Annotated in this window: 20 protein-coding genes and 3 CRISPR repeat arrays (1 of these 23 cut by a window edge); of the genes, 12 read left to right on the forward strand and 8 right to left on the reverse strand. The window is 69.2% G+C overall.

Annotated features, from left to right (window positions below):
- A CRISPR array of direct repeats spans positions 1-173; the repeat unit is 28 nt; unit sequence GTCGGCCCCGCGCACGCGGGGATAGTCC; it begins 222 nt to the left of the window's first position.
- 285 nt (positions 174-458) lie between these two features.
- The 4 genes from SACGLDRAFT_RS15890 to SACGLDRAFT_RS15905 all read left to right on the forward strand — a co-directional run bounded on the left by SACGLDRAFT_RS15890 (position 459) and on the right by SACGLDRAFT_RS15905 (position 4001).
- Positions 459-1670 carry a helix-turn-helix domain-containing protein gene (locus tag SACGLDRAFT_RS15890; protein WP_005465862.1) on the forward strand — a complete coding sequence of 404 codons (1212 nt, stop codon included), beginning with the start codon at positions 459-461 and terminating at the stop codon, positions 1668-1670.
- Positions 1671-1862: 192 nt separating this feature from the next.
- Positions 1863-2138 carry a hypothetical protein gene (locus SACGLDRAFT_RS15895; RefSeq protein WP_005465863.1) on the forward strand — a complete coding sequence of 92 codons (276 nt, stop codon included), beginning with the start codon at positions 1863-1865 and terminating at the stop codon, positions 2136-2138.
- A 206-nt stretch (positions 2139-2344) separates the two neighbouring features.
- On the forward strand, positions 2345-3571 hold the full coding sequence (locus SACGLDRAFT_RS15900; RefSeq protein WP_005465864.1) for a helix-turn-helix domain-containing protein: 1227 nt from the start codon (positions 2345-2347) through the stop codon (positions 3569-3571).
- Positions 3572-3788: 217 nt separating this feature from the next.
- Positions 3789-4001 (forward strand): hypothetical protein, encoded by a 213-nt coding sequence (locus SACGLDRAFT_RS15905; RefSeq protein ID WP_005465866.1) that lies wholly within the window; start codon positions 3789-3791, stop codon positions 3999-4001.
- 411 nt (positions 4002-4412) lie between these two features.
- Positions 4413-5050: a CRISPR direct-repeat array (repeat unit 28 nt; unit sequence GTCGGCCCCGCGCACGCGGGGATGGTCC).
- A gap of 196 nt (positions 5051-5246) precedes the next feature.
- On the opposite strand, the gene SACGLDRAFT_RS15910 is transcribed toward SACGLDRAFT_RS15905, so the two are convergent.
- Positions 5247-5552 (reverse strand): hypothetical protein, encoded by a 306-nt coding sequence (locus tag SACGLDRAFT_RS15910; protein WP_040919177.1) that lies wholly within the window; start codon positions 5550-5552, stop codon positions 5247-5249.
- Between SACGLDRAFT_RS15910 and SACGLDRAFT_RS15915 the strand changes: the two genes are divergently transcribed.
- The 3 genes from SACGLDRAFT_RS15915 (at position 5545) to SACGLDRAFT_RS22035 (ending at position 7727) form a co-directional block, all read left to right on the forward strand.
- Entirely contained in the window at positions 5545-5760 is a 216-nt protein-coding gene (locus tag SACGLDRAFT_RS15915) for a hypothetical protein (protein ID WP_005465868.1), read from the forward strand. The two genes, SACGLDRAFT_RS15910 and SACGLDRAFT_RS15915, sit on opposite strands and share 8 nt — an antisense overlap.
- A gap of 183 nt (positions 5761-5943) precedes the next feature.
- Positions 5944-7122, forward strand: coding sequence for a helix-turn-helix domain-containing protein (locus SACGLDRAFT_RS15920; protein ID WP_005465869.1), 1179 nt, complete (start codon positions 5944-5946; stop codon positions 7120-7122).
- 203 nt (positions 7123-7325) lie between these two features.
- A complete protein-coding gene (locus SACGLDRAFT_RS22035) occupies positions 7326-7727 on the forward strand; it encodes an RING finger protein (protein ID WP_005465870.1) in 402 nt (133 codons plus the stop codon).
- 317 nt (positions 7728-8044) lie between these two features.
- Positions 8045-8316: direct repeats of the CRISPR family, unit length 28 nt; unit sequence GTCGGCCCCGCACACGCGGGGATAGACC.
- A gap of 112 nt (positions 8317-8428) precedes the next feature.
- Here SACGLDRAFT_RS22035 and SACGLDRAFT_RS15930 read toward each other — a convergent pair.
- Positions 8429-9955 (reverse strand): exo-alpha-sialidase, encoded by a 1527-nt coding sequence (locus tag SACGLDRAFT_RS15930; RefSeq protein ID WP_005465873.1) that lies wholly within the window; start codon positions 9953-9955, stop codon positions 8429-8431.
- A 356-nt stretch (positions 9956-10311) separates the two neighbouring features.
- On the opposite strand from SACGLDRAFT_RS15930, the gene SACGLDRAFT_RS22540 reads away from it, so the two are divergent.
- Positions 10312-10485, forward strand: a complete 174-nt coding sequence (locus tag SACGLDRAFT_RS22540) for a hypothetical protein (protein WP_005465874.1) — start codon at positions 10312-10314, stop codon at positions 10483-10485.
- A gap of 12 nt (positions 10486-10497) precedes the next feature.
- On the opposite strand, the gene SACGLDRAFT_RS15935 is transcribed toward SACGLDRAFT_RS22540, so the two are convergent.
- Positions 10498-12102: an FUSC family protein gene (locus SACGLDRAFT_RS15935; RefSeq protein ID WP_040919181.1), complete on the reverse strand. Its 1605-nt coding sequence runs from the start codon at positions 12100-12102 to the stop codon at positions 10498-10500.
- A 46-nt stretch (positions 12103-12148) separates the two neighbouring features.
- Between SACGLDRAFT_RS15935 and SACGLDRAFT_RS15940 the strand changes: the two genes are divergently transcribed.
- The gene (locus SACGLDRAFT_RS15940; RefSeq protein ID WP_005465876.1) at positions 12149-12655 is read left to right on the forward strand and encodes a MarR family winged helix-turn-helix transcriptional regulator; all 507 of its coding nucleotides are present in this window, start codon (positions 12149-12151) and stop codon (positions 12653-12655) included.
- Positions 12656-12898: 243 nt separating this feature from the next.
- Here SACGLDRAFT_RS15940 and SACGLDRAFT_RS15945 read toward each other — a convergent pair whose 3' ends face one another.
- The 5 genes from SACGLDRAFT_RS15945 to SACGLDRAFT_RS15965 all read right to left on the reverse strand — a co-directional run bounded on the left by SACGLDRAFT_RS15945 (position 12899) and on the right by SACGLDRAFT_RS15965 (position 18436).
- Positions 12899-13885 carry a glycoside hydrolase family 25 protein gene (locus tag SACGLDRAFT_RS15945; protein ID WP_005465877.1) on the reverse strand — a complete coding sequence of 329 codons (987 nt, stop codon included), beginning with the start codon at positions 13883-13885 and terminating at the stop codon, positions 12899-12901.
- Between the two features lie 219 nt (positions 13886-14104).
- Entirely contained in the window at positions 14105-15343 is a 1239-nt protein-coding gene (locus SACGLDRAFT_RS22345; protein WP_005465878.1) for a DUF5685 family protein, read from the reverse strand.
- A 41-nt stretch (positions 15344-15384) separates the two neighbouring features.
- Positions 15385-16236 (reverse strand): universal stress protein, encoded by an 852-nt coding sequence (locus SACGLDRAFT_RS15955; RefSeq protein WP_005465880.1) that lies wholly within the window; start codon positions 16234-16236, stop codon positions 15385-15387.
- A 496-nt stretch (positions 16237-16732) separates the two neighbouring features.
- Positions 16733-16936, reverse strand: coding sequence for a cold-shock protein (locus SACGLDRAFT_RS15960; RefSeq protein ID WP_005465881.1), 204 nt, complete (start codon positions 16934-16936; stop codon positions 16733-16735).
- A gap of 246 nt (positions 16937-17182) precedes the next feature.
- Positions 17183-18436 (reverse strand): ABC transporter substrate-binding protein, encoded by a 1254-nt coding sequence (locus tag SACGLDRAFT_RS15965; RefSeq protein WP_005465882.1) that lies wholly within the window; start codon positions 18434-18436, stop codon positions 17183-17185.
- Between the two features lie 230 nt (positions 18437-18666).
- On the opposite strand from SACGLDRAFT_RS15965, the gene SACGLDRAFT_RS15970 reads away from it, so the two are divergent.
- From SACGLDRAFT_RS15970 to bcp, 3 genes are all read left to right on the forward strand, one after another.
- The gene (locus SACGLDRAFT_RS15970; protein ID WP_005465883.1) at positions 18667-18849 is read left to right on the forward strand and encodes a hypothetical protein; all 183 of its coding nucleotides are present in this window, start codon (positions 18667-18669) and stop codon (positions 18847-18849) included.
- 187 nt (positions 18850-19036) lie between these two features.
- Positions 19037-19573, forward strand: a complete 537-nt coding sequence (locus SACGLDRAFT_RS15975; RefSeq protein WP_005465884.1) for a hypothetical protein — start codon at positions 19037-19039, stop codon at positions 19571-19573.
- Between the two features lie 24 nt (positions 19574-19597).
- On the forward strand, positions 19598-20077 hold the full coding sequence (gene bcp, locus SACGLDRAFT_RS15980) for a thioredoxin-dependent thiol peroxidase (RefSeq protein ID WP_005465885.1): 480 nt from the start codon (positions 19598-19600) through the stop codon (positions 20075-20077).
- Positions 20078-20087: the final 10 nt, after the last annotated feature.

The following is a 20087-nucleotide window of genomic DNA, read 5'->3' on the forward strand; positions in this document are numbered from 1 at the left end:
ATGTTGCCGGTGGGGTTGTCGTCGTCGGCCCCGCGCACGCGGGGATAGTCCCTCCACCGTGCTCACCTCCACTCTGGGCGTCAGGTCGGCCCCGCGCACGCGGGGATAGTCCTGGCACTTCCTTACCGCGGTTGTTCCACAGGTAGTCGGCCCCGCGCACGCGGGGATGGTCCGGACCTCCGACAACGGAAAAGGCCTCGGAAGCTCTGCGGTGGCTGCTGGTGCGACAGTGATCTCCTACTGCCACATCCGGAACGTTCACCGGTGGCTCCGGCACCGCAGGCACTCACGGCGGCCCGCTCATGGTCGACGGTCATGGTCGTGGGCGGATTCGCACTGCTGACGCTCAGCCACAACGCGAAACGCCGGTAACCACCGCTGTGCCGTCGTGGTGGCTACGCTCTGCGGCAGAACCTGGTCGCAAACCGGGGTCCGACCACGCCGAGCGGAGGGTTCCCATGGGCGAGAACGACATAGGTCGTCGTATCCGTGAGGTGAGGGCCTGGCGGGGGCTGAGCTTGCGCGCGACCGCCGAACTGACCGGCATCACCCACGGCTATCTCGGGCAGATCGAGCGCGGCGAGAAACCCGTGAAGAATCGACAGTTGCTCGAGGCATTGGCTCGGACGCTACGGGTCTCTCCCGTGGAGTTCCTAGCCGACGCCTACGGCCCTTCGGTCGAACCCGCCACGGAGGCGTCCACCGCCATGGCCGAGCTTGCCGATCTGCTCGGCGGTTGGTGGGTGGGCGAGGTGCCCGACGCACCGCCCCGGCCGCTCGCCGAGGTACTGGCCGACCTACGACGCTTCTACCGCGCACGAAACAGCCCCGGTCCGACGATGGCGGGCGACTACTCCACACAACTCGGCACGCTGTCGCGGCTGATCCGCGATCTGCTCGCCGCCGCAGCGAACCCGGCACACGAGCGTCGAGTGCTCGCGCCGTTGCTGACGGCGTATCACGTCGCGGGCAGCATCGCCATGCGCCTGCGTATCCCCGGCATGCCCTCTCTGGCCGTCGACCGCATGCAGCAAGTCGCCGACCGGCTCGACGATCCGGTGTGGCAGGCCGTCGCGGCGTGGGCTCGTGCTCAATTCCTTTCCGGCGTCAACCGGGCTCGTCAGTACGAGCTCGCTGTCGCCGCCGCGGACATGGCACCGGCCGACCGACCCGAGACCCGAGGCATGGCCCACTTGACCGCGGCGATGGCCGCAGCGGCGCAGGGGAACGCCGATCTCGCGGAAACACACCTCGCGGAAGCAAGCGCGATCGCCGAGCTCGTGGAACCGGACGTGAGTCCGTGGCCGGCCGGGGTGATGCAGTTCGGGCGGACCAATGTGGGCATCTTCCGCGTCGCGGTGGGTGTCGAGCTCGGTCACGGTGCTCGTGTCGCCGAGGTCGCCAAGGACGTTCGGCTCGAAACGATCTCGCGCGGTCGCCAAGCAGCCTTCTGGCTCGACTACGGGCGCGGATTGCTGACTGAGCGCGCCACACGTGACGAGGGGCTGTCCGCGCTGCTGCGGGCCGAACAACTCGCGCCCCAGCAGGTCCACACCAATGCGTTCGCCCGTGAAGCAGTCGCGGAGCTGCTGCGGTCCTCACGGCGTGATGCCAGCGGGCGAGAGGTTCGCGGCCTGGCATGGCGCATGGGATTGGCCCCGACCGGGTGAAGCCGTCCCGTGTGAACTCGCGGTACACAAACTCCCCGATCAGCTTCCTACCGTTCCGCGCATGAGCTGGAACAGCGGATCATGCCGTGGCGGGGGCCGTGCGACGTGGACGGGGCAGGAACCGACACCGGCCACGACCGAGGACGAGCAGGAGACCACGGCCGCATCGTCGAGCGACGAGGGCGGTGACCGGTGATCGCCCGCGACCGCGAACTACTGACGCGACTGGGACAAGTGAACGCCAGCATCGGTGAGGTCGTGCTCGCGCTCACGGCCGCCCAGGACGGCGGCGAACTGCCCGCCAACGGGCTTCGCGAAGTCGGCCACACCCTGCGCACTCTCGCCGAGGACATGATCGCCCGCGCCGACGAACTCGACACCACCCCACCCGAACTCCCCGGCAGATGCACCCTGTGCGGCACCGAACCCATCGCTGAAAGCCACGTCGCGGCTGTGCCGCTGGGGTGAGACACCGGCCAGCACGAGGTCCGCACCCGCCGGTCCGAACCTTGAGCACGACGCCCTCGGACGCCCGCACGGCTGGGCCGCTTTGTGCTTTCGATCACGCACTTTCCGCTACTCTCGTGAGTGATTCTCTTCGTGGAAGAGCGTGTCTCGGCTTAACCACCGGGTTTCCGTGAAGAGGACATCACTCCGCAAACGAGGTGATCCGCGTGCACGTCGACGAACTCGCCGGGAAACCCGTAGGAGAGCGCATCCAGGCGTACCGCGAACGACGCGGCATGTCCCGCCCCGTCCTCGCTGGTCTGGTTGGCCGTTCTCCCGACTGGCTCAAGAAGGTCGAGCGAGGTCACCTGCTACCGCCGCGGCTGGAGATGTTGGTGAAGTTGGCCGACGCGCTCGGCCTGCACGATGTCACCGCGCTCACCGGAGATCAGGCGGTCACGGTCAGCGCCGTCCGTCGGGAAGGCCACGAGGCTGTGCCCGCGATCCGGGAAGCAATCGAAGAGACCATCTTGGTGGTTGACCGGGAGATGCACCACGACGTGACGGATCTGGTCGACCGGGCCGCCTATGCCTGGCGGGTGTGGCACACCTCGGCCACGCCGCGCGCCGATGTCGGCCGCGTACTGCCGTCGCTGTTGCGGGATGCGCGCCGAGCCGCCCGTGTACTTACCGGCCCCGACCGTCGCACGGCGAATACCGCGCTCGTCGCCGCATACGCGCTGGCGGAGCAGGCGTTGGCGTGGGTGTCGGACTCGGCATTGCTGTGGATGTCCGCTGACCGGTGCATGACGGCCGCCGAGCAGGCCGACGACCCAGTGAGCCTCGCTGCCGCGGCATGGGTCGTGGGCAATGTGTGGAGAGCGACGGGCCGTGAGGAAGACGCGCTGCGGCTCGCGGTCGACGCGGCCGCCGTGCTCGCGCCGTATCTCGACGGCGATGACGACACCATCCGTGCCCTGTGGGGCGCGTGTCGGCTGCACGCGGCGATCACGGCCGCGCGACTCGGCCGGGAGGGGGACGCGTTCCGTTACCTCGACGACGCCGACACGATCGTGACACGACTCCCCGGCAGCTATGCGCACCCGTGGACGTTGTTCGGCCGAGCCAACACCGATCTGACCGGGGTGTCGGTCGCCGTCGACCTCCGCAAGAGCGGAACCGCGCTCGACAAGGCCGACGCCGTCGACCCGGACGTGATCCCGTCTCGGGATCGCCGGGCCCGGCTATGGCTGGAAACCGCCCGCGCGTACGCCCAGCGACGCGACTACACAGGCGCGCTGCACACCCTGCAACGCGCCACGGCGGCGAGCACGGAATCAATGCGCTGCCATCCACTGTCCCGTGGCCTGGCCGCCGAACTGGTCACCTCGGGCGGTCGGCTGATCCAGAAAGAAGCACAAAGCCTCGCGTCACAGCTCGGCGTCCTCACCTGACCGGGCAAGGGGACAAACCGTCCCCCTCAGGGCGGGGTACCGACATGTCCCTCCCGCAACCGCCTGCCCCGCCTACCGTTCCGCGCATGAGCTGGAACAGCGGATCATGCCGTGGCGGGGGCCGTGCGACGTGGACGGGGCAGGAACCGACACCGGCCACGACCGAGGACGAGCAGGAGACCACGGCCGCATCGTCGACTAACGAGGGCGGTGACCGGTGATCGCCCGCGACCGTGAACTACTGACGCGACTGGGACAAGTGAACGCCAGCATCGGTGAGGTCGTGCTCGCGCTCACGGCCGCCCAGGACGGCGGCGAACTGCCCGCCAACGGGCTCCGCGAAGTCGGCCAGGCATTGCGAACTCTCGCCGAGGACATGATCGCTCGCGCCGACGAACTCGACACCACGGCAGTGGTCGGTGCCCAGTGATGCCCCGACCGCTCCGAGGCCGCCGTGGTCGACGACCGTCCGACGCGGCTTCTCGGTGGCCTGTTGCATACGCCAATATCTCGGCCTGCACAACTCGGACTCCCAGTTGGCGGTCTGACTCCGGATGAGGTTGAGACATTGCCTCAGGGCGTCGCTCACTCCGGTACTACGCGCGCTGAGGTTCGCGATACCGTCGGTTGCGTGCGAGTCAGGGAAGAGCTACGGAACGTGTCAGTCCCACGTGGTAGTGATGTCGCTGCACCAAGCCCTTGCCCAGACGTTCGCCCCACCCACATGTCCCGCCATCCAACGACTACCTCCACCGGAGAACAGATGACCAGCCTCTACCCGTCCCGTGACAGACTGAATGAAAATCGCTCCTTGACCGAGTAAACGCCCAGGTCAACAAGTGTCGGCCCCGCGCACGCGGGGATGGTCCCCATCCACGAGATCAGCGGGTGGCCGGGGAAGAGTCGGCCCCGCGCACGCGGGGATGGTCCGCGGTTGCTCGGGTTCGACCACTACATCAGGGCGTCGGCCCCGCGCACGCGGGGATGGTCCGCCCATTCCGTACTGTTCGACCAGGCGCCGCTGGTCGGCCCCGCGCACGCGGGGATGGTCCTCCCGCTGGGTTTTCCCCTCCCCTAGCGGGCTTGTCGGCCCCGCGCACGCGGGGATGGTCCTCGATGGGTAGGCCACAGAGAACGGGTAAGCACGTCGGCCCCGCGCACGCGGGGATGGTCCTCGGACCGTTGGGGTCGGAGTGTTCTCGCTGAGGTCGGCCCCGCGCACGCGGGGATGGTCCGCGTTGAGCTGATGGAGAAGCCGCCGGGAAGCAGTCGGCCCCGCGCACGCGGGGATGGTCCGAACCACAGCCCGTCACGGCCCTGGTGCGGCTCGTCGGCCCCGCGCACGCGGGGATGGTCCGCGCGAGTGTGGGTACGCGCTTCCTCGGGCCTGGTCGGCCCCGCGCACGCGGGGATGGTCCGCACCGGATCAGCACTCCGGTGTGGGTATGGGCGTCGGCCCCGCGCACGCGGGGATGGTCCCGCAGTGCGCTTCGCTCCAAGGGCCAGGCGGTGCCACCGCATGTGGCCGGTCATCCGGGTGCGCGGCTGATGGCCTGGGCCGGGTTCGGCACCGTGATCTCGGTGGCGGCGAACGTACTGCACACGTGGATTCCGCAGCAAGGCGTAGCAGTCCGGCCTAGCTCCGCAGCTCGGCGCGGCGGTGTGGCCGCTGGCGCTACTGCTGTCGGTCGAGGTGCTGTCGCGGGTAGCGTGACTCCGGGTAACAGTGGACGGCAGCGAGATTCGGCGCCGTCACCGTGGTGGCCGAGGCGGCAGTGATCTCTACGGCCATATCCGGGACGTGCTCGTTCACTGAGGCTATGGCACCGCAGGCGCGCACGTCGGCCCGCTGGTGGTCGACGGGTTGGTGATCGTGTGCGGGTTCGCGCTGTTGGCGCTCAGCCGTGATGAGAAACGCCGAGGAGTCGAAGAACGACATGTCAGCGACATCCACCGCTGAGAGGACACCCCACATGGTCACGCCGGAAGAGAAACGTAAGGCGCTATTCAGCATCATCGGAAACGGGCTGTACCTGCTCGTGATCGCCGCTGCCGTCGTGTTCCTGGTTGTCATCGCGATCAACAGCGATGGCGGCTACTCGCTCGGTCTGCTGCTCGGGCGTGTTGCGCTCGTGCTCGCCGTGATCTACCTGCTCGTGCGGTTCGTCAAGTGGGCGGCACGAAGATAGCAACCGCGCTCGCCGAAGCGGCCCCGGCACCGTGTGGTGTCCGGGGCCGCTTGCTGTTCGGGGTGACGTACCGATCGGCTCCTGGCTACGCTGTGCGGCGGACCCTTCGCGTGCTTCGCCCCGCATGAGGAACCCTGGGGCGACGCGGAGGAATCCCGGCCACGCGACGAAGGGGGTACCCCCATGCAGGAGATCGGCGCACGCATCAAGGCCCTACGCGGCAAGCTACTCACCCAAAAGCAACTCGCGGACGCTGCGGGCGTGTCGGTGGACGTGATTCGCAAGCTGGAACAGGGCACCCGTAAGACCGCCGCGATCGGCACGCTCACGAAGATCGCCCGCGCTCTCGACGTGTCCCTGCCCGAGCTTCTCGGACAGCGCACCTCCGTGCCCACCGGTGAAGCGGACGGCGGCGTGGTCGCACTTCGACAGGCCCTCTCTCCCATCGACGACCTCATCGGCGACATCACAGGTGAGCCCATCACGCTCGACGACGCGCGCCGCGCCGTCGACTACGCCTGGTCGGCGTACTGGGGTGGCCAGTACGACCACCTCGCCACCATCCTGCCGTCCACGTTGCCGCAGTTGCGAGCCACCATGCACGCTGCCAGTGCAGACCAGCGATCCGCCGCGGCTGAGTTGCTTGCTCGTGCCTACTGGGTCACCGGCTGCACCCTCGTCCATCTCGGCCAGACCGACATCGCCTGGCAGTCCATCCGTCTCGCCCACGACACCAGCGGTCACGGCTCCGACGAGCTTCTTACCGCTACCATCCGCGGGTCGATCGCGTGGCAGCTCCTCGTACAGGGCCGTTACGACGAGTCCCACCGCGTCGCTGTCCGCACTGCGGAGACGATCGAGCCCCGCGGGGATGTGCCGTTGCCGCACCTGTCCGCGTACGGCAGCCTCATCCTCACCGCGGCCACAGCGTCCGGCCGCGCGCGGCGGGTCGGCGAAGCTCAGCACCTTGTTGGCCAGGCCGCCGCCGTAGCAGGCCGCATGGGTGTGGACCGCCACGACTACGAAACCTACTTCGGCCCGTCTCAGGTTGTGATGCAGACCGTCGATGTCTGCGTGGTCACTGAGGACTACGCGGGCGCACTCGACGCCGCGAAACGGATGCCGCGTGGTACCGCACTGCCGTTGGCGTCCCGGTGTCGACACCTCGCCGACCAGGCATTCGCGCACGCCCGTCTTGGCCATGCCCAACGGGCCGTTGACGCGCTGCTCATCGCAGAATCGATGGGGCCCGACTGGATTCGACACCAGACACTGCCGCGCCGCATTGTTGGCGAGCTGCTGGAGCGTGACCGGCAGTCGCGTCTTCGGAGCCTCGCCCGCCGCCTCTCCGTCACCGGATAGCCCGGTCGGGTAGTAGGACATTCCGTCCTACCTGGACATGCCGAAGCGGCCTACGGTCCGCGCATGAGCTGGAACAGCGGATCATGCCGTGGCGGGGGCCGTGCGACGTGGACGGGGCAGGAACCGACACCGGCGACAACCACGCCTGAGAACGATCGGGAGAACGCGGACGCGACGAAGTCGAGCGACGAGGGCGGTGACCGGTGATCGCCCGCGACCGTGAACTACTGACGCGACTGGGACAAGTGAACGCCAGCATCGGTGAGGTCGTGCTCGCGCTCATGGCCGCCCAGGACGGCGGCGAACTGCCCGCCAACGGGCTTCGCGAAGTCGGCCAGGCATTGCGAACTCTCGCCGAGGACATGATCGCCCGCGCCGCCGAACTCGACACCACCCCACCTCCACGTCCCGGCAGATGCGCCCTGTGCGGCACCGAGCCCGTCGCTTGTCCCCATGCTGAGGCGTGGATGGTCGAAAGCCGCTTCTGTGTCGACTGCATCGACCACTGCCTCAGCGATGCCCGCCACGGCCACTGGTGCCCCGTTGATGCCTTCGCCCACGCTCAGGAGACCTCTTTTCGAGGTAAGGCCCGTCTCGATGCATGACTCACCCGTCGTCGTGGTCACCCCACCACCCGAGACCGAGGCCGAGCGGACCGCACGGCTCTGTCTGCCGGACGTCTGGCAGTGGCCCGACCGTGACCCCGATCCCCCACCCGAGAACGTGATCGCCGAAGCCCACACGGCACTACACCGGTGTGAGGAGCCAACCCTGCCGATCCTGCACGCCGTCCTCGACGGACTCCGGCGACAACTCCCCCACACGGCCCCGGAGACACCGGGGAGTGGAAGGGATTCCCTCCTCCGGTGGCAGACTGAATGAAAACCGCTTGCTGCTCGGGTAAACTCCCAGGTCAGCAAGTGTCGGCCCCGCACACGCGGGGATAGACCGCGGACGTTTGGGCGGCTATCGCGGACGCCGCGGTCGGCCCCGCACACGCGGGGATAGACCGTTCCGCAGGATCGCCCACAGCCACGAGCCCTTGTCGGCCCCGCACACGCGGGGATAGACCCGGCGGCCGCCTCGGCCGCCTCGGCCGACGCTCGTCGGCCCCGCACACGCGGGGATAGACCGTAGCCGTCCTCCTCGTCGAGGTCCCAGCCACCGTCGGCCCCGCACACGCGGGGGTACCCCCAGTGGACGTGTCTGGTCCAGACCAAGACGAACGCTCCGCTCACCCAACGCTTTGCGAGTGCCCCGAGGAAGTCGGACACGTCGCTCACGCCCGCCTCCTCGGGGCCGTGTTCTATGCGTGGATGGTGATGCGTCGGCAGGTGTGCGTGCCGCCCTCGGGGCCGTTGAGGACCACGCCGTGCAGGTGCGCCCGACCGAAGGTGGTCTGGTCGGCGTCGGTGAGGGTGTGGTCGATGACCAGTTCGTCGTCGAGGAAGCAGCGCACCAGCGGGCCCCGGATGTCGACGCGGTAGCGGTGCCACACGTTCGCGGCGGTGTCGCCGTAGACGCCGGCGAGTTTGGTGGCGGTGCCCTTCTGCCGCTTGTACAGGCGCAACACGGTGCCGCCCGACTCCGCGGTGAACCACAGGTAGTTGTCGGGGTCGACGGCCCGCACCACCACGCCGGTTCCGGACATCCCCGTCCACCGCATATCGGCGGTGACGGTAACGTTCGCGGAGCCGGTGGGCAGCACCGCCACGTCCGGAACGCCGTCGGCGGCGGTGGAGGCCAGCAGCCCGTCTCGCACGGTCACGGAGCCCCGCAACGTCCGCCAGCCCGGTGGCGGGCCGTCGGGCCGGTCGAACACCTCGGCGGCCAGGACGTTGTCGTAGTCGGTGAGCACCGCGAGCGCGCCGGTGGGAACCCAGCCCAGCGGGGTGAGGCCACCGGTGGACAGACAAGTCATCCGTAGTTCCGACTCCACGCCGCGCGCGTCCTCGGTAGCCAGTGGGCAGAGCAGCCAACCGTCCACCCACAGCGGGTGGGCGTAGGTCATCATGCCGCCCGGCGCGGCGCGGTGGACGATCCTCGGCGCCGAGATCACGTCGCCGCGTAGCCAGCGCATCGTGGCGTGCCCGTCCTCGCCGCGGTAGACCACGACGAGCCGGTCGTCGTCCCAGCACGCCGATGGTCGGCCGGTGCCGTCGAACATCCGGCTCGGCTGCTCCCACGTGGCACCACCGTCCGGGGACCGGACCATGCCGATGCCGTCGGACTGCCCCCATCGAAACAGCACGGTCACCGTGTTGTCGCGGACCACCGCCCACGGTTCGGGGTAGGCGCGGGTGTCCCCCGCCACCAGCCGAGTCGACGTCCACTGCCGGCCGTCGTCGCTGACGGCGGCCCACGTCGAGTTGACTGTCTCCCCCTGCTGTCGGCCGTAGTAGACGGCCAGCAACCGCCCGTCCGGCAAGGCCACCAGCGGCGCGCAGATCGCGGCCTGGTGCATGTCCGGGTCGATGCGCACCTCGGGGCCCCACGTGGCGCCCCGGTCGTCGCTGCGCCGCACGAACGCCCCATCGGCCGCCGAGGCTGTGGTGCCCTTGAAGTACGTCAACCACACGGTGCCGCCGATGGTCGCGACGCACGGGTCCCGCAGGTCCGCGGTGTCGGTCAGCACGGTGACCGGTGTTGACCATGTGACACCGAGGTCGGTGGACGTGGCGGCCTCGATCACTCCGTCGCGGGCGAGATAGTGGTCGCTGCCACGGCGCCACACCAGCAACAGGCGACCGTCATCCAATCGGCAGATGGACGGAAACGCCAGATGCCCGGCGGGGAAGTCGAAGGGCAAGGTGGGCAGCACGGGTCGGTACATGGGGCCTCTCAGCTGTCGGCACGGACGTTCACGGTGAACATCGGTATGTCGCGGGCGTGTGTTCCCCGTTACCCGCACCTCGCCGGGTCGGAGTGGACACGGAAGCCGAGGTCGCTCGTGCCGGCCGGGTTACGGGCGCGGACCCCGGCCGAATCCCGTCGAGCGAGATCGACTTCGGCACCGCCTCCCATTTGCGGGATGACCTGCGAAAACACCACCGGAGGCCACTCACGGCAACCGCCGCCGGGGACCGCGTATGCTCGGGTCCGTACCAGTGTGGGTTCGAGTCCCACCGTGGGTGTGAGGACCGCGTCGGGCCGCCGCGCGGCACGAACGGTCGAACGGAGAGAAACGGCATGGACGACAACGACTTCGAGCTGAACGCGCTGTGCGGCTCCTGTGAGGGCGAGGGACACGTGTCCGTCTCGAAGGTCGCGGTCATCGCCGGGGTGCCGCAGAGCATGGTCATCTCACGTCCGTGCCAGTGGTGTGGGGACAACGGCCGCCGCAGGCTCCGGCCACCGGTCTGAACCGACCAGCCGTCACCCGCCGAGAGCCGGTTCGCGACCGTCCAACACCCGGTAGGCGTGGTGGGAGACGGTGAGCAGCTCCTCGGTCGGCAGCCGCTCGGCCGGGACCTCTCCCGCCGCGATGTCGTAGGCCTCGTGCAGCTCCAGCAACGCCGCCCGTAATCTTGCCGGGTCGGGCCGTTCGGCCGCGGCGAGTCGGCGGACCTCGGACAGGGCCAGCTCCACCCGTGACAGCCACGCTCGCTTCGGCGCCAGCCGCGCCACGAGCACGGCGACGGCCGCGCCCACCAGCGTCGCCCCCGTCCTGTCGGCCACCAGCTCGTGCGGTGGCGCGCTCGATCCGAGTGCGCTGACCAGCAGGGCCACGGGGGTGGCGAAGAACAGCCCGAACGCGTAGTTGACCGTCACCGTCATCTCGGCGCCCCACTGCAACAGCGCGATCAGGAGCACCACGGCCCAGGCGGCGGGATGCGCGCCGAGCAGGGCAAGTCCCAGCAGTGCCCCGAACACTGTGCCCGCAACCCGCTGCACCATGCGCGGCACGGACGTGGACGTGCTGGTGGCCTGGAGCACCGAGACCGCGGAGACCGCCGCCCAGTAGGCGTGTCCGATGCCCACCAGGTGGGTCAGGACCCCGGCGGCGAAGGCCGCGACACCGACCCTGGCGGCGTAGGGAAGCAACCAGGCGCTCGGGTGACGGCCGGGGCGCAGAGCGGCGACGCCCAGCTCCCGGAGCGTCCGCCCGCGCGACTCGGGAAGCGCTCGCGGAAACGGCTCCGTCGGCTCCCCCTCAGCCGTGGGATGCGGCGGCACGCCACGGCGGACAGCGTGTGCGAAGCGCCGCAGGGAAGCGGGGTCCGGTTCGTGGGGTTCGCCCTCGACGAGCACCGACTCGCACGTGGCCACGGCACGCGTCAGAGCGACCAGTTCGGCACTTGCTCGATGCCGTGTGCCCGCTTCGGCCACGCAATTCATGGCCCGGTCCACGGCCACGGCGGCTCGGTGTCGGGTCTCCAGGCCGGCGGGAGAGTCCAGGTGCGCGGCGGTGGCCTCCAACGCCCGCGCCACGGCCTCCCGCTGGGGCTTCAGTCCTCGGACCCGCGCTCCCGCGTAGGAGACCGTCCACGCCAAGGCCGCGCTGGCCACGGCGATGCCGAGGTGGGCGGGAAGGTCCCCCGCCGACAGCGGCAGGTGGGCGCAGGCGCCGGTGGCGAACGCGAACATGAGCCCACCCGGCGCTCCCGCCCCGACCGCCGTGCAGGCCATGGTCGCCAGGGCTCCCACCAACGCGGTGGCCAGGAGCGCGACGACGACGTGCGCGGCCGAACCGCCCACGGTCACGGCCACGAGGTCCCCGACCGTCACGGCCAGCACCATCCCGACCCCCACCGCCGCGAGCGTGCGCAGCTGCCGCCGATAGGGGTCGTTGCGGGAGTAGACGCTGGTGAGAGCGCCGAACACGGCGGCGGCCACGAGGTCGAGTCGATCGAGTACGAGCAGGACGCCGAGCGGGACGATCATCGCGAGTAGCGCCCGGCAGGCGGGCCACAACAACGGGCCGGTCCGGCGGATACGGAAGGTATGCGGGAGATCGCGGAGCAGCACGCTTCGTGGCACGTCACCCCACGATACAGATTTTGTTTACTAGTGAAATACTAGTGAGATGAACCGAACACCTGACCTCATCGCCGCGGCCAGGCAACAGTGGCGGGACGTCCACCCCGACACGGACACGAGCAGCATGGACATCATCGGCCGCATACTGCGAGCGGCGGCCGTCCTGCGCCGCAGGCTGGACACGGTGCTGGCCGAGGAGGGACTCAACCGGGCCGAGTTCGACCTGTTGTGCGCCCTCCGCCGCAGCGGTGGACCGGTGACGGTGGGCAGGCTGGGCGAGCAGACCGTGTCCTCCGGCGCGGCCACCACCAAGCGCCTGCACAGCCTCTCCGAGCGCGGCCTGCTGCGGCGCACGACTCACGAGCGGGACAAGCGCGTCGCCTACGTCCACCTCACCGACCGGGGGCGCGAAGTGATCGACCGGGCGTTTCACCGCAACCTCGCCGCCGAACGGCGACTGCTGGAGCTCCTGGCCGACGAGCACCGCGAGGAACTCACCCGGGGCCTCGCCGCGCTGTTGGGCACACTCGAAGGCCCACTCCCCGTGGACTGATCCCACGCGTTTTCCGGAAACCGATTTCCCATTTCGCCGCAAGCCGAGAAAAGGAAAGCCCCGGCGAGCGGGAGCCGCAATTCTTGACACGCGACAAATTTCCGCCACCGACCATGCCGAAGCTCGGCGCTCGGAACGGGTTCGCGACGCGCGAGAGAATATCGAACGGAACGGAAACCCGAATCGGGAAGGGCGCCGACGGGGCGGGACGGGCGGGGGCATCCCGTCCCGCCCCGTCGGAGGTCAGAACACGAAGTCCAAGGAACCGGAGTACTCGTAGCGATTGTCGGGTTTGGGGTACTCGTAGTACAGCGCGCCGTTGGTGGCACCCTCCGGAATGTCCACTCGCCACGGACGCAGCCGGTGCACGGTCTTGCCGCCCTCCGGCACGGGATTGCCCCGGAAGTCGAACTTCGGCAGCCCGTCCTCCTCCTTGCCGCTCGGATACCGGTTGCCCACGAAGAACAACGCCCTCACCTTGAGTTCGCCGTGCGGGCAGTTGATGGCGAGTTTTTCGGCTCCCTCGGGGATCTGGAAGCTCTGGGCATGGGTGCCCACGCTCAACTTCACAGGCATGGTGTCCTCCTGTTGCGGGGTCGCCGGGGCTCCCGACGAGCGGAAGAGCGCACGCAGTTGGGCGAGCGTGCCCCGGTAGGCGTTGCCGTCGATGGGCGCACGTCCGGCCACTCTGGCCGAACTGGTGAACTGGAGCACGGCGACCCGCAGACCGCCGTAGCCGTCCCAGAAGTGAGGGGGCACGTCGGCGTACTCGTCGCGGATGTCTCCGATGACGTTGTCGGGATAGCGCGACGACCACAACGGCGGTAGCCCGGCCAGCGACGGCGAGCCGATCTGCTGCCAGTACCACCTCGGCAGGTACAGCAGGGGCACCGAGTACCCCGCGGCACGTAGCCGCGCCACGATGTCGCGCGTGAGCGAGATACTCCCGCTGTTCGCCTCGACGTCGGGGATCACGGGGATCGTCGGCGACACCACCTTGCGGACGTGCGCCACCTGAGCCGCCGCGCTCGCCCCCGACCGCTGGTAGTGGTAGGCGGCGAAGGGTTTTCCGGTCCTGCGCGCCTTCGCCACGTTCTCCGCGAATCGGGGATCGACGAAGCTGCTCCCCTCTGTGGCTTTGAAGATGAAGAAATCGATGCCCTCACGAGCCGCGCGCTCCACATCGAAGCTGCCCTGGTGATGTGAGATATCGATCCCGAATATGGGCACTGGTCACTCCCCACGTTCCCTGGACTTGCCCTGCCGTGCCGCGCACCTCCCCCCGTTTCCCGATCGCTCGTTTCCCTTCTGTGATGTAACCCGCACGCAGAGTACGACCGCAAGACGGCTGTCCGGGTGAAAACCGGAAAATCCGAGAAAAAATATGAATAGTTTTCGACGTCGCGTGACGAACGCGGTCGTTTCGACCGCCCCGATCGCTTCCGGCTTTCAGCAATCGCAGCTGCAGCAGTCACAGCAGTCGCAGCAGTCGCAGCAGGCCGAACCGGGTTCACCGCTCCACGGGCCGGGCCACGGGTCCCGGCAGCAGAACTGGCAGGTGCAGCACATGTAGGACGCGACCAAGCATCCGACGAACCAGTTGCGCCTTCTGGGCGGGACCCGGAACTTCGGTACCCAGCAGCATCCGCCGTCGCCGTCCCGGACGCCCTCCGGAGACTCATTGGGCGGCTGCCCTCCCGGCGGCACCGGCGGCTGCCCTCCGGGAGGCATGGGCGGTTGCCCTCCCGGCGGCACCGGCGGCTGCCCTCCGGGTGGCATCGGCTGCCACCCCGGCGGTTGGTGGGAGTGGGGTGTGTTCGCCTCCGGCGGATGTTCCGCGTGTCCGAACGTCCGGCTCACGGCGTGGTGGAGTTCGTGTACCAACAACGCGTGCACCAGCGCCGGACGCGAGAACTCCACCTCGCGCAGAGCCAACCGCACCCCGCGCACGGCGTCGTCGCACAGGCGGCGCGCCTCCGTCAACGACGTGCCGGTGGCGAGAAGCGGGTTCCAGGCTCCCGACGCCCGGTCGGCGGCGAGGTCCTCCACCGCGTCGAGCAGATGCGCCACGCGACCGAAGAAGCGGCCCGCCTCGCTCAACGGCTCCGCGTTGGCCGGACGCCCCGCGAGCACGGCGGTGTGGGCGAAGGCGGCCGCCGTCGCGATCTCGGTGGGTTCCGTGGCCATCAGCACGGAGCTCCCCGGCCCCAGCGAACGCTCCACCTCGGACTGACCCGCCACCGCGTCCGTCAGGACGGAGGTGTCGAACTCCACGAGGGCGGCCGTCGCGCCGCCCCGCCTCTCCCACCGTTCGGCCGCCGAACGCGCGAGGGACGCGAGCACGGAATGACGTAACGCGCCATCGCCGTCCTCGGCGTGATCACGCAGTTTCGCCGAGGCCAGCACAAGCGACACCGAGGCAGCGAGCCTGCTGCCCGCCCCCTCGGCCACGGACGCGCGCCGCATGCCGCGGAGCGGACACGGCCCCGCCGAACGGCGTGCGGCGGCGTGTTCCGTCTGCGCTTCCACGAGTGCCGAGATGACGATGCCGTCGTAGTTCGTGGCCGCGCGGGCGAGCTGGCCGTGCTGGTCTCGCAGAGTCAGGCACAGCCCGCAGAGATGGGCGACCCAATCGGCGTGCAACTCGGCGGACAACCGATGCCGGCATGGGCGAATGATGCCAAACACGATGTGGAAACCCCCAGCGTCGATCTTGCTGGGGGCGCAGCCTACAACGCGCGGGGTTCGGTACGACGTGCGCTCCCGCGAACGACCAACACATCGGAAGGCGCGTACCGGAGCACGCTCTGCGCGACGCTGCCCAACAGGACCCGTTCGAAGCGTGTGCTCGATCCGCTGCCGGTGACCGCGAGATCGGCGCGGTAGTGCGACACCAACTCCGGCAGAGCTCGCTGCGGTGTTCCCGAGCCGACCACCACGGCGTCGGGTCGCGGGTGCAGTTCGGCGGCGAGAGCCTCGACCCGAGGACGGATCTCCGCGGTACTGGCCTCCCGCAGCCGTTCGAGGTCGCTGTCGCCGAGCCCGCTCAACCGTAGCAGTTGTTCCCCGATCACCACGCTCACGTGCGCCAGCACGTGGACGGCCGACGGGGTCAGATCGATTCCCCACTGCGCCGCACGGCGAGCCGAAGTGGTGTCGTCGACGGCCAGCAGGACAGTTCGGTAGTCGGGGACCGGGGTCCGCACGACCAGTACGGGGCAGTGACTCGCGTGGGCGACGTTCTCCGTCGTGGCGCCGGTGAGACTGCCCGTGAAACCACGCTCACCGTGGGCACCGAGCACAATCAGGTCGACCTCCCGGTCGAGGGCCTCGATGAGAATGGTGTCGGACACCGTCCCGGTGCGAAGCACGACGTCGACCTCGGGCATGGCATGAGCGGCGACATGGTCGGCGAGCGTCTCGGCGGCGAAGGCAGAGACCTCGTCCTCCAACGACGGAGGCACGACCGACAACACCGTCAGCTGGGCGTCGTGCGCGGAAGCGAGCCGGGCCGCCCGGCCCAACGCCAACCTGGCCCCGGCAGACAAGTCGGTCGCCGCCAGCACTCGACGCAGACGCACTCGGGCACCTCTTCCGACTCACGGTGACGTCTCGAAGAAGCCAGGCTAGCCCGAGCGGCGAGGGTGGGGCGAACTTCTCCGTGGCAAGGGTCACCCGACCCGGCGGGTCAGTGGCGACGGGACCTGGAGCGACGGGAACGCGAAGAGCGACGCCGGTTGTTCTTGTGATTCCCCGGCCCCTGCGAGGACGATCGGGAACCCGAACCGGGCGCCGTGGAGGCGAAGGGAGGATTCACCGCGGGAATGGGAGGGGCCTGGAAGAGCGAGGGGCCCCCGACGCCGGTCTCCTGCGGAGCTTCGAGCTCCCGGTAGTCGACCGGCTCCTCGTGGACGGTGTGGCTGAAGTGGATCGTGCCCGCGTCGCCGTGAACGTCGTCGGGCCTGTCCGGTACGGGGTTGGATGACGAGTGCAAGTACTTCTCCCTCTGCGACGCGGTGAGGTGGTCGCGAGCACGGGACGCCGCGACGTGATCCCCGCGACGTCCCGTGGGTGCACTCAGAGTCCACGCACTCCCGTGGCCTGCGGGCCCTTGTTGCCCTGGCCGACGGTGAAGGACACGCGCTGGCCGTCCTCCAGGCTGCGGAATCCTCGGCCGTCGATCTCGCTGTAGTGCACGAAGACGTCGGCGCTCCCGTCATCGGGGGCGATGAAGCCGAAGCCCTTCTCGCTGTTGAACCACTTCACGGTTCCCTCGGTCATGTCGTCTCCTTCGTGAGAGATGCCGGCGGCCACACCGTGCGACCGCCACTGGAGCCGCGGGGTCGAGCCGGCCAGCGTTCCCACGTGTCGTGAGGAGACGTGACACGCCCGCACCGATCTTTCGCGGACGTGCGAAACACGAACACGCAAAACCTGCGACTACTCGGGACAACGTCCCGGCGTGCCGGTTCATTCCCGGCACACGAACCACCCTACCCGACCGGATCACCGCCTCGGGGGACGGCTTCAGTTCGGTGCCGCGCTCTTCTCGGTCCGAACGGTCCGAAGCGCGCCCGACTCGTCGTAGGCGTAGACGTCGAAGAGCGCTTCGCGGGGCTCGCCTCGCTCCTCGAAGTCGAGCGGGCCGCTGACTCCCTCGTAGTCGATGTCGACACCTCGGTCGAGCAAGTCCTTGCAGGCGGCAAACGACGTGCACTTCTCGCCGTTCGTCGTGACCCTGACCATCTCGGGAGCGAACACGGTGGGGTCGTCGGACTGCGCGGCCTCGACGGCCAACGCGATGATCGTCACGCAGTCGAACACCTGCGCCGCGTACTGCAGGTCCTTCACCTCGGGCGCGAAGGCCGTGAGTTGCTTGCCGTACTCCTCGTCCCCGAGGGTCGGGGCCGTGCCCTTCATCCCGGCGAGCGCACCGGGGTCGTCCGGCGACACCGCCGACGCCAGCTCCGTGCGGCGCAGCCCGTCGGCGCCGTAGACGGCGAGGTCCCGAGGCCCGACGCCGGCCTCGATCAGCGCTCGGAGCAGCCGAGTGCCCTCCTCGAAGGAAACCACCACGACGGCGTCGGGGTTCGCTTCGGCGACCTTCCGAGCGATCCCGTCGAAGTTCGTCGTCCCCGTCTCGTAGGTCTCGCCCAGCACCACGGTGACCCCCGCGGCCTCGAGCGCCTTCGTGGTCAGCTCCAGCAGCCCCCGGCCGTAGTCGTCCCCGCGCGCGACGAGGGCGACACGCTCGTTGCCGTCCTCGGCGATCACCTTGCCGAGCACCATCGCCTGCAGGTCGTCGCTGGGCGCGGTGCGGAAGTAGAGCCCGTTGTCGGAATAGTCGCCGAACGTCGCCGCGGTGTTGGACCCCGAGCACTGCACGACGCCCGACCCGGTCACGCTGTCGACGATGGCCGAGGACGCCTCCGACGAGGCCGCGCCCACGATCGCGTCGGCCCCCGTCGACAACACCCGGTCCGCCGAACGCGCGGCCGCGTCGGCTCGCCCGGCCTCGTCGGACGCCACCACCTCGGGGACCGGCAGGCCGAGCACGCCTCCGGCCTCGTTGATCTCCTCGACCGCCAGTTTCACCGACGCGATCTGGGCAGGCCCGAGGTAGGAGAGCGGTCCCGTCTCCGGCAGTACGTAGCCGAGGTTGAGCACACCGTCACCGCCGGCATCGACGTCTCTTCGCTCAGCGGCTCCACCGCACCCGGCGACGACCAGGGCGGCCGCACTCGCCAGGACCGCCGTCCGCCACGCTGCCGACGCTCGCATCACGGGAGCTCCTTCGTCTGGGTTGGCACTTCCGGCTCGATGACGTCGATACCGGTGAGTAGTCACCGAGCGACCACGCTCGACCCCACGGTAAATCGTGCTTCCGGGGTGGTGGCCACCGCCAGCGGGATCGCCGTGACGACTCCTCGTGGGCCCTGTCGAGGGCTTGCCTTCGGCGTCGTCGGCTTGAAATATGTGTTCGACATGCCGCGGGACAGAAGAGGTGACGCATGGGCGGACGGCGCCTGTTGCGCTGGCCGGACGAATGGGCCGACTGGTTCGAGAAACGAGGCGTCTACGTACCCGGTGAGGACAATCGCGTCGTCGACCCGTGGCGCGACTGGGGTTGGTTGATCGTCCTGTGGCTCGCCGGGCTCGCCACCTTCATTCTCGTCTTCGCCATCGCCGTATGAGCCGCCGGTAACCGCCGTCACGTCCGAAAGCGGCCGCATCACGGCCAGGACACGAGCGGGCTCCGACTCTGCCTCAACCACCCGTTCCGACTGGCTTGCCCGTGTGCGCCTCGCCAGAGTGGACACGGGTGCCGCCGGGCCCCCGGACGGAGTAACTCCGCCCTGCGATCGGACCAAGGAGCAGGCTGTGTCTACGGCGAGGGTAGTCGCTGCGGTGTGCGCGGCATTCACACTGGCCGCGTGCGGCACGTCGGCGGGCGACAGTTCCGAAGCGGTCCCGCAGGTGGGAACCTCCGCCGAGCAGTCCCCGCCCCCGGCCACGTCCTCGGGCAGGCTGCTGCAGTTCGGCTCCGAGCACCGTTTCCCCTCCGGCCTGGTGGTCACCGTCTCGTCGCCGAACGTCTTCGTGCCCAGCGAGAGTGCCTACCCGCGCTCGAAGCGGGCCGCGGCCTTCGGCATCGAGCTGTACAACGAGGGGCAGAAGCCGTACCGGATCTCCGACCTCTCGGCGCAGGCCACGATCGACGGCAAGGAGATCAAGCAGGTCCAGGATCTTCCGCGCGGCTACAACGGCATAGTCGACGCCGACCGCGACCTCGCGGCGGGCGACTCGACGAAAGTGACGCTCGCGTTCGCGCTTCCCCCCGAACCGGCGACGATCGAACTCACGCTCCGGCCGGACGCCACCAAGTCGACCAAGGTGGTGTTCGTCGGGTCGGCCTGAGACCTCGCGCGTTACGCTTCGGCCATGACCGACCGCAACCGCCTCTCCCCCGGCGACCCGGCACCCGACTTCACGCTGCCCGACAGCGAGGGCAACCCCGTGTCGCTGTCCGACTTCCGCGGCCAGTCCGTGGTGGTGTACTTCTACCCGGCCGCGGGCACGCCCGGCTGCACCAAGCAGGCGTGCGACTTCCGCGACAACCTCGCCCAGCTCAACGACGCGGGCTACCAGGTACTGGGGATCTCCCCGGACAAACCCGAAAAGCTCGCCAAGTTCGTCGAGAACGAAAAGCTCACCTTCCCGCTGCTGTCCGACCCCGAGAAGAAGGTCCTCACCGAGTGGGGCGCCTTCGGTGAGAAGAAGAACTACGGGCGCATCGTGCAGGGCGTGATCCGCTCGACCTTCGTGGTGGACGCGGACGGCACGATCGCGGTGGCGCAGTACAACGTCCGCGCCACGGGCCACGTCGCCAAGCTGATGCGAGACCTGAAGCTGGCTGCCTGACGCACGACAG

Source organism: Saccharomonospora glauca K62 (assembly GCF_000243395.2).
GTDB lineage: Bacteria > Actinomycetota > Actinomycetes > Mycobacteriales > Pseudonocardiaceae > Saccharomonospora > Saccharomonospora glauca.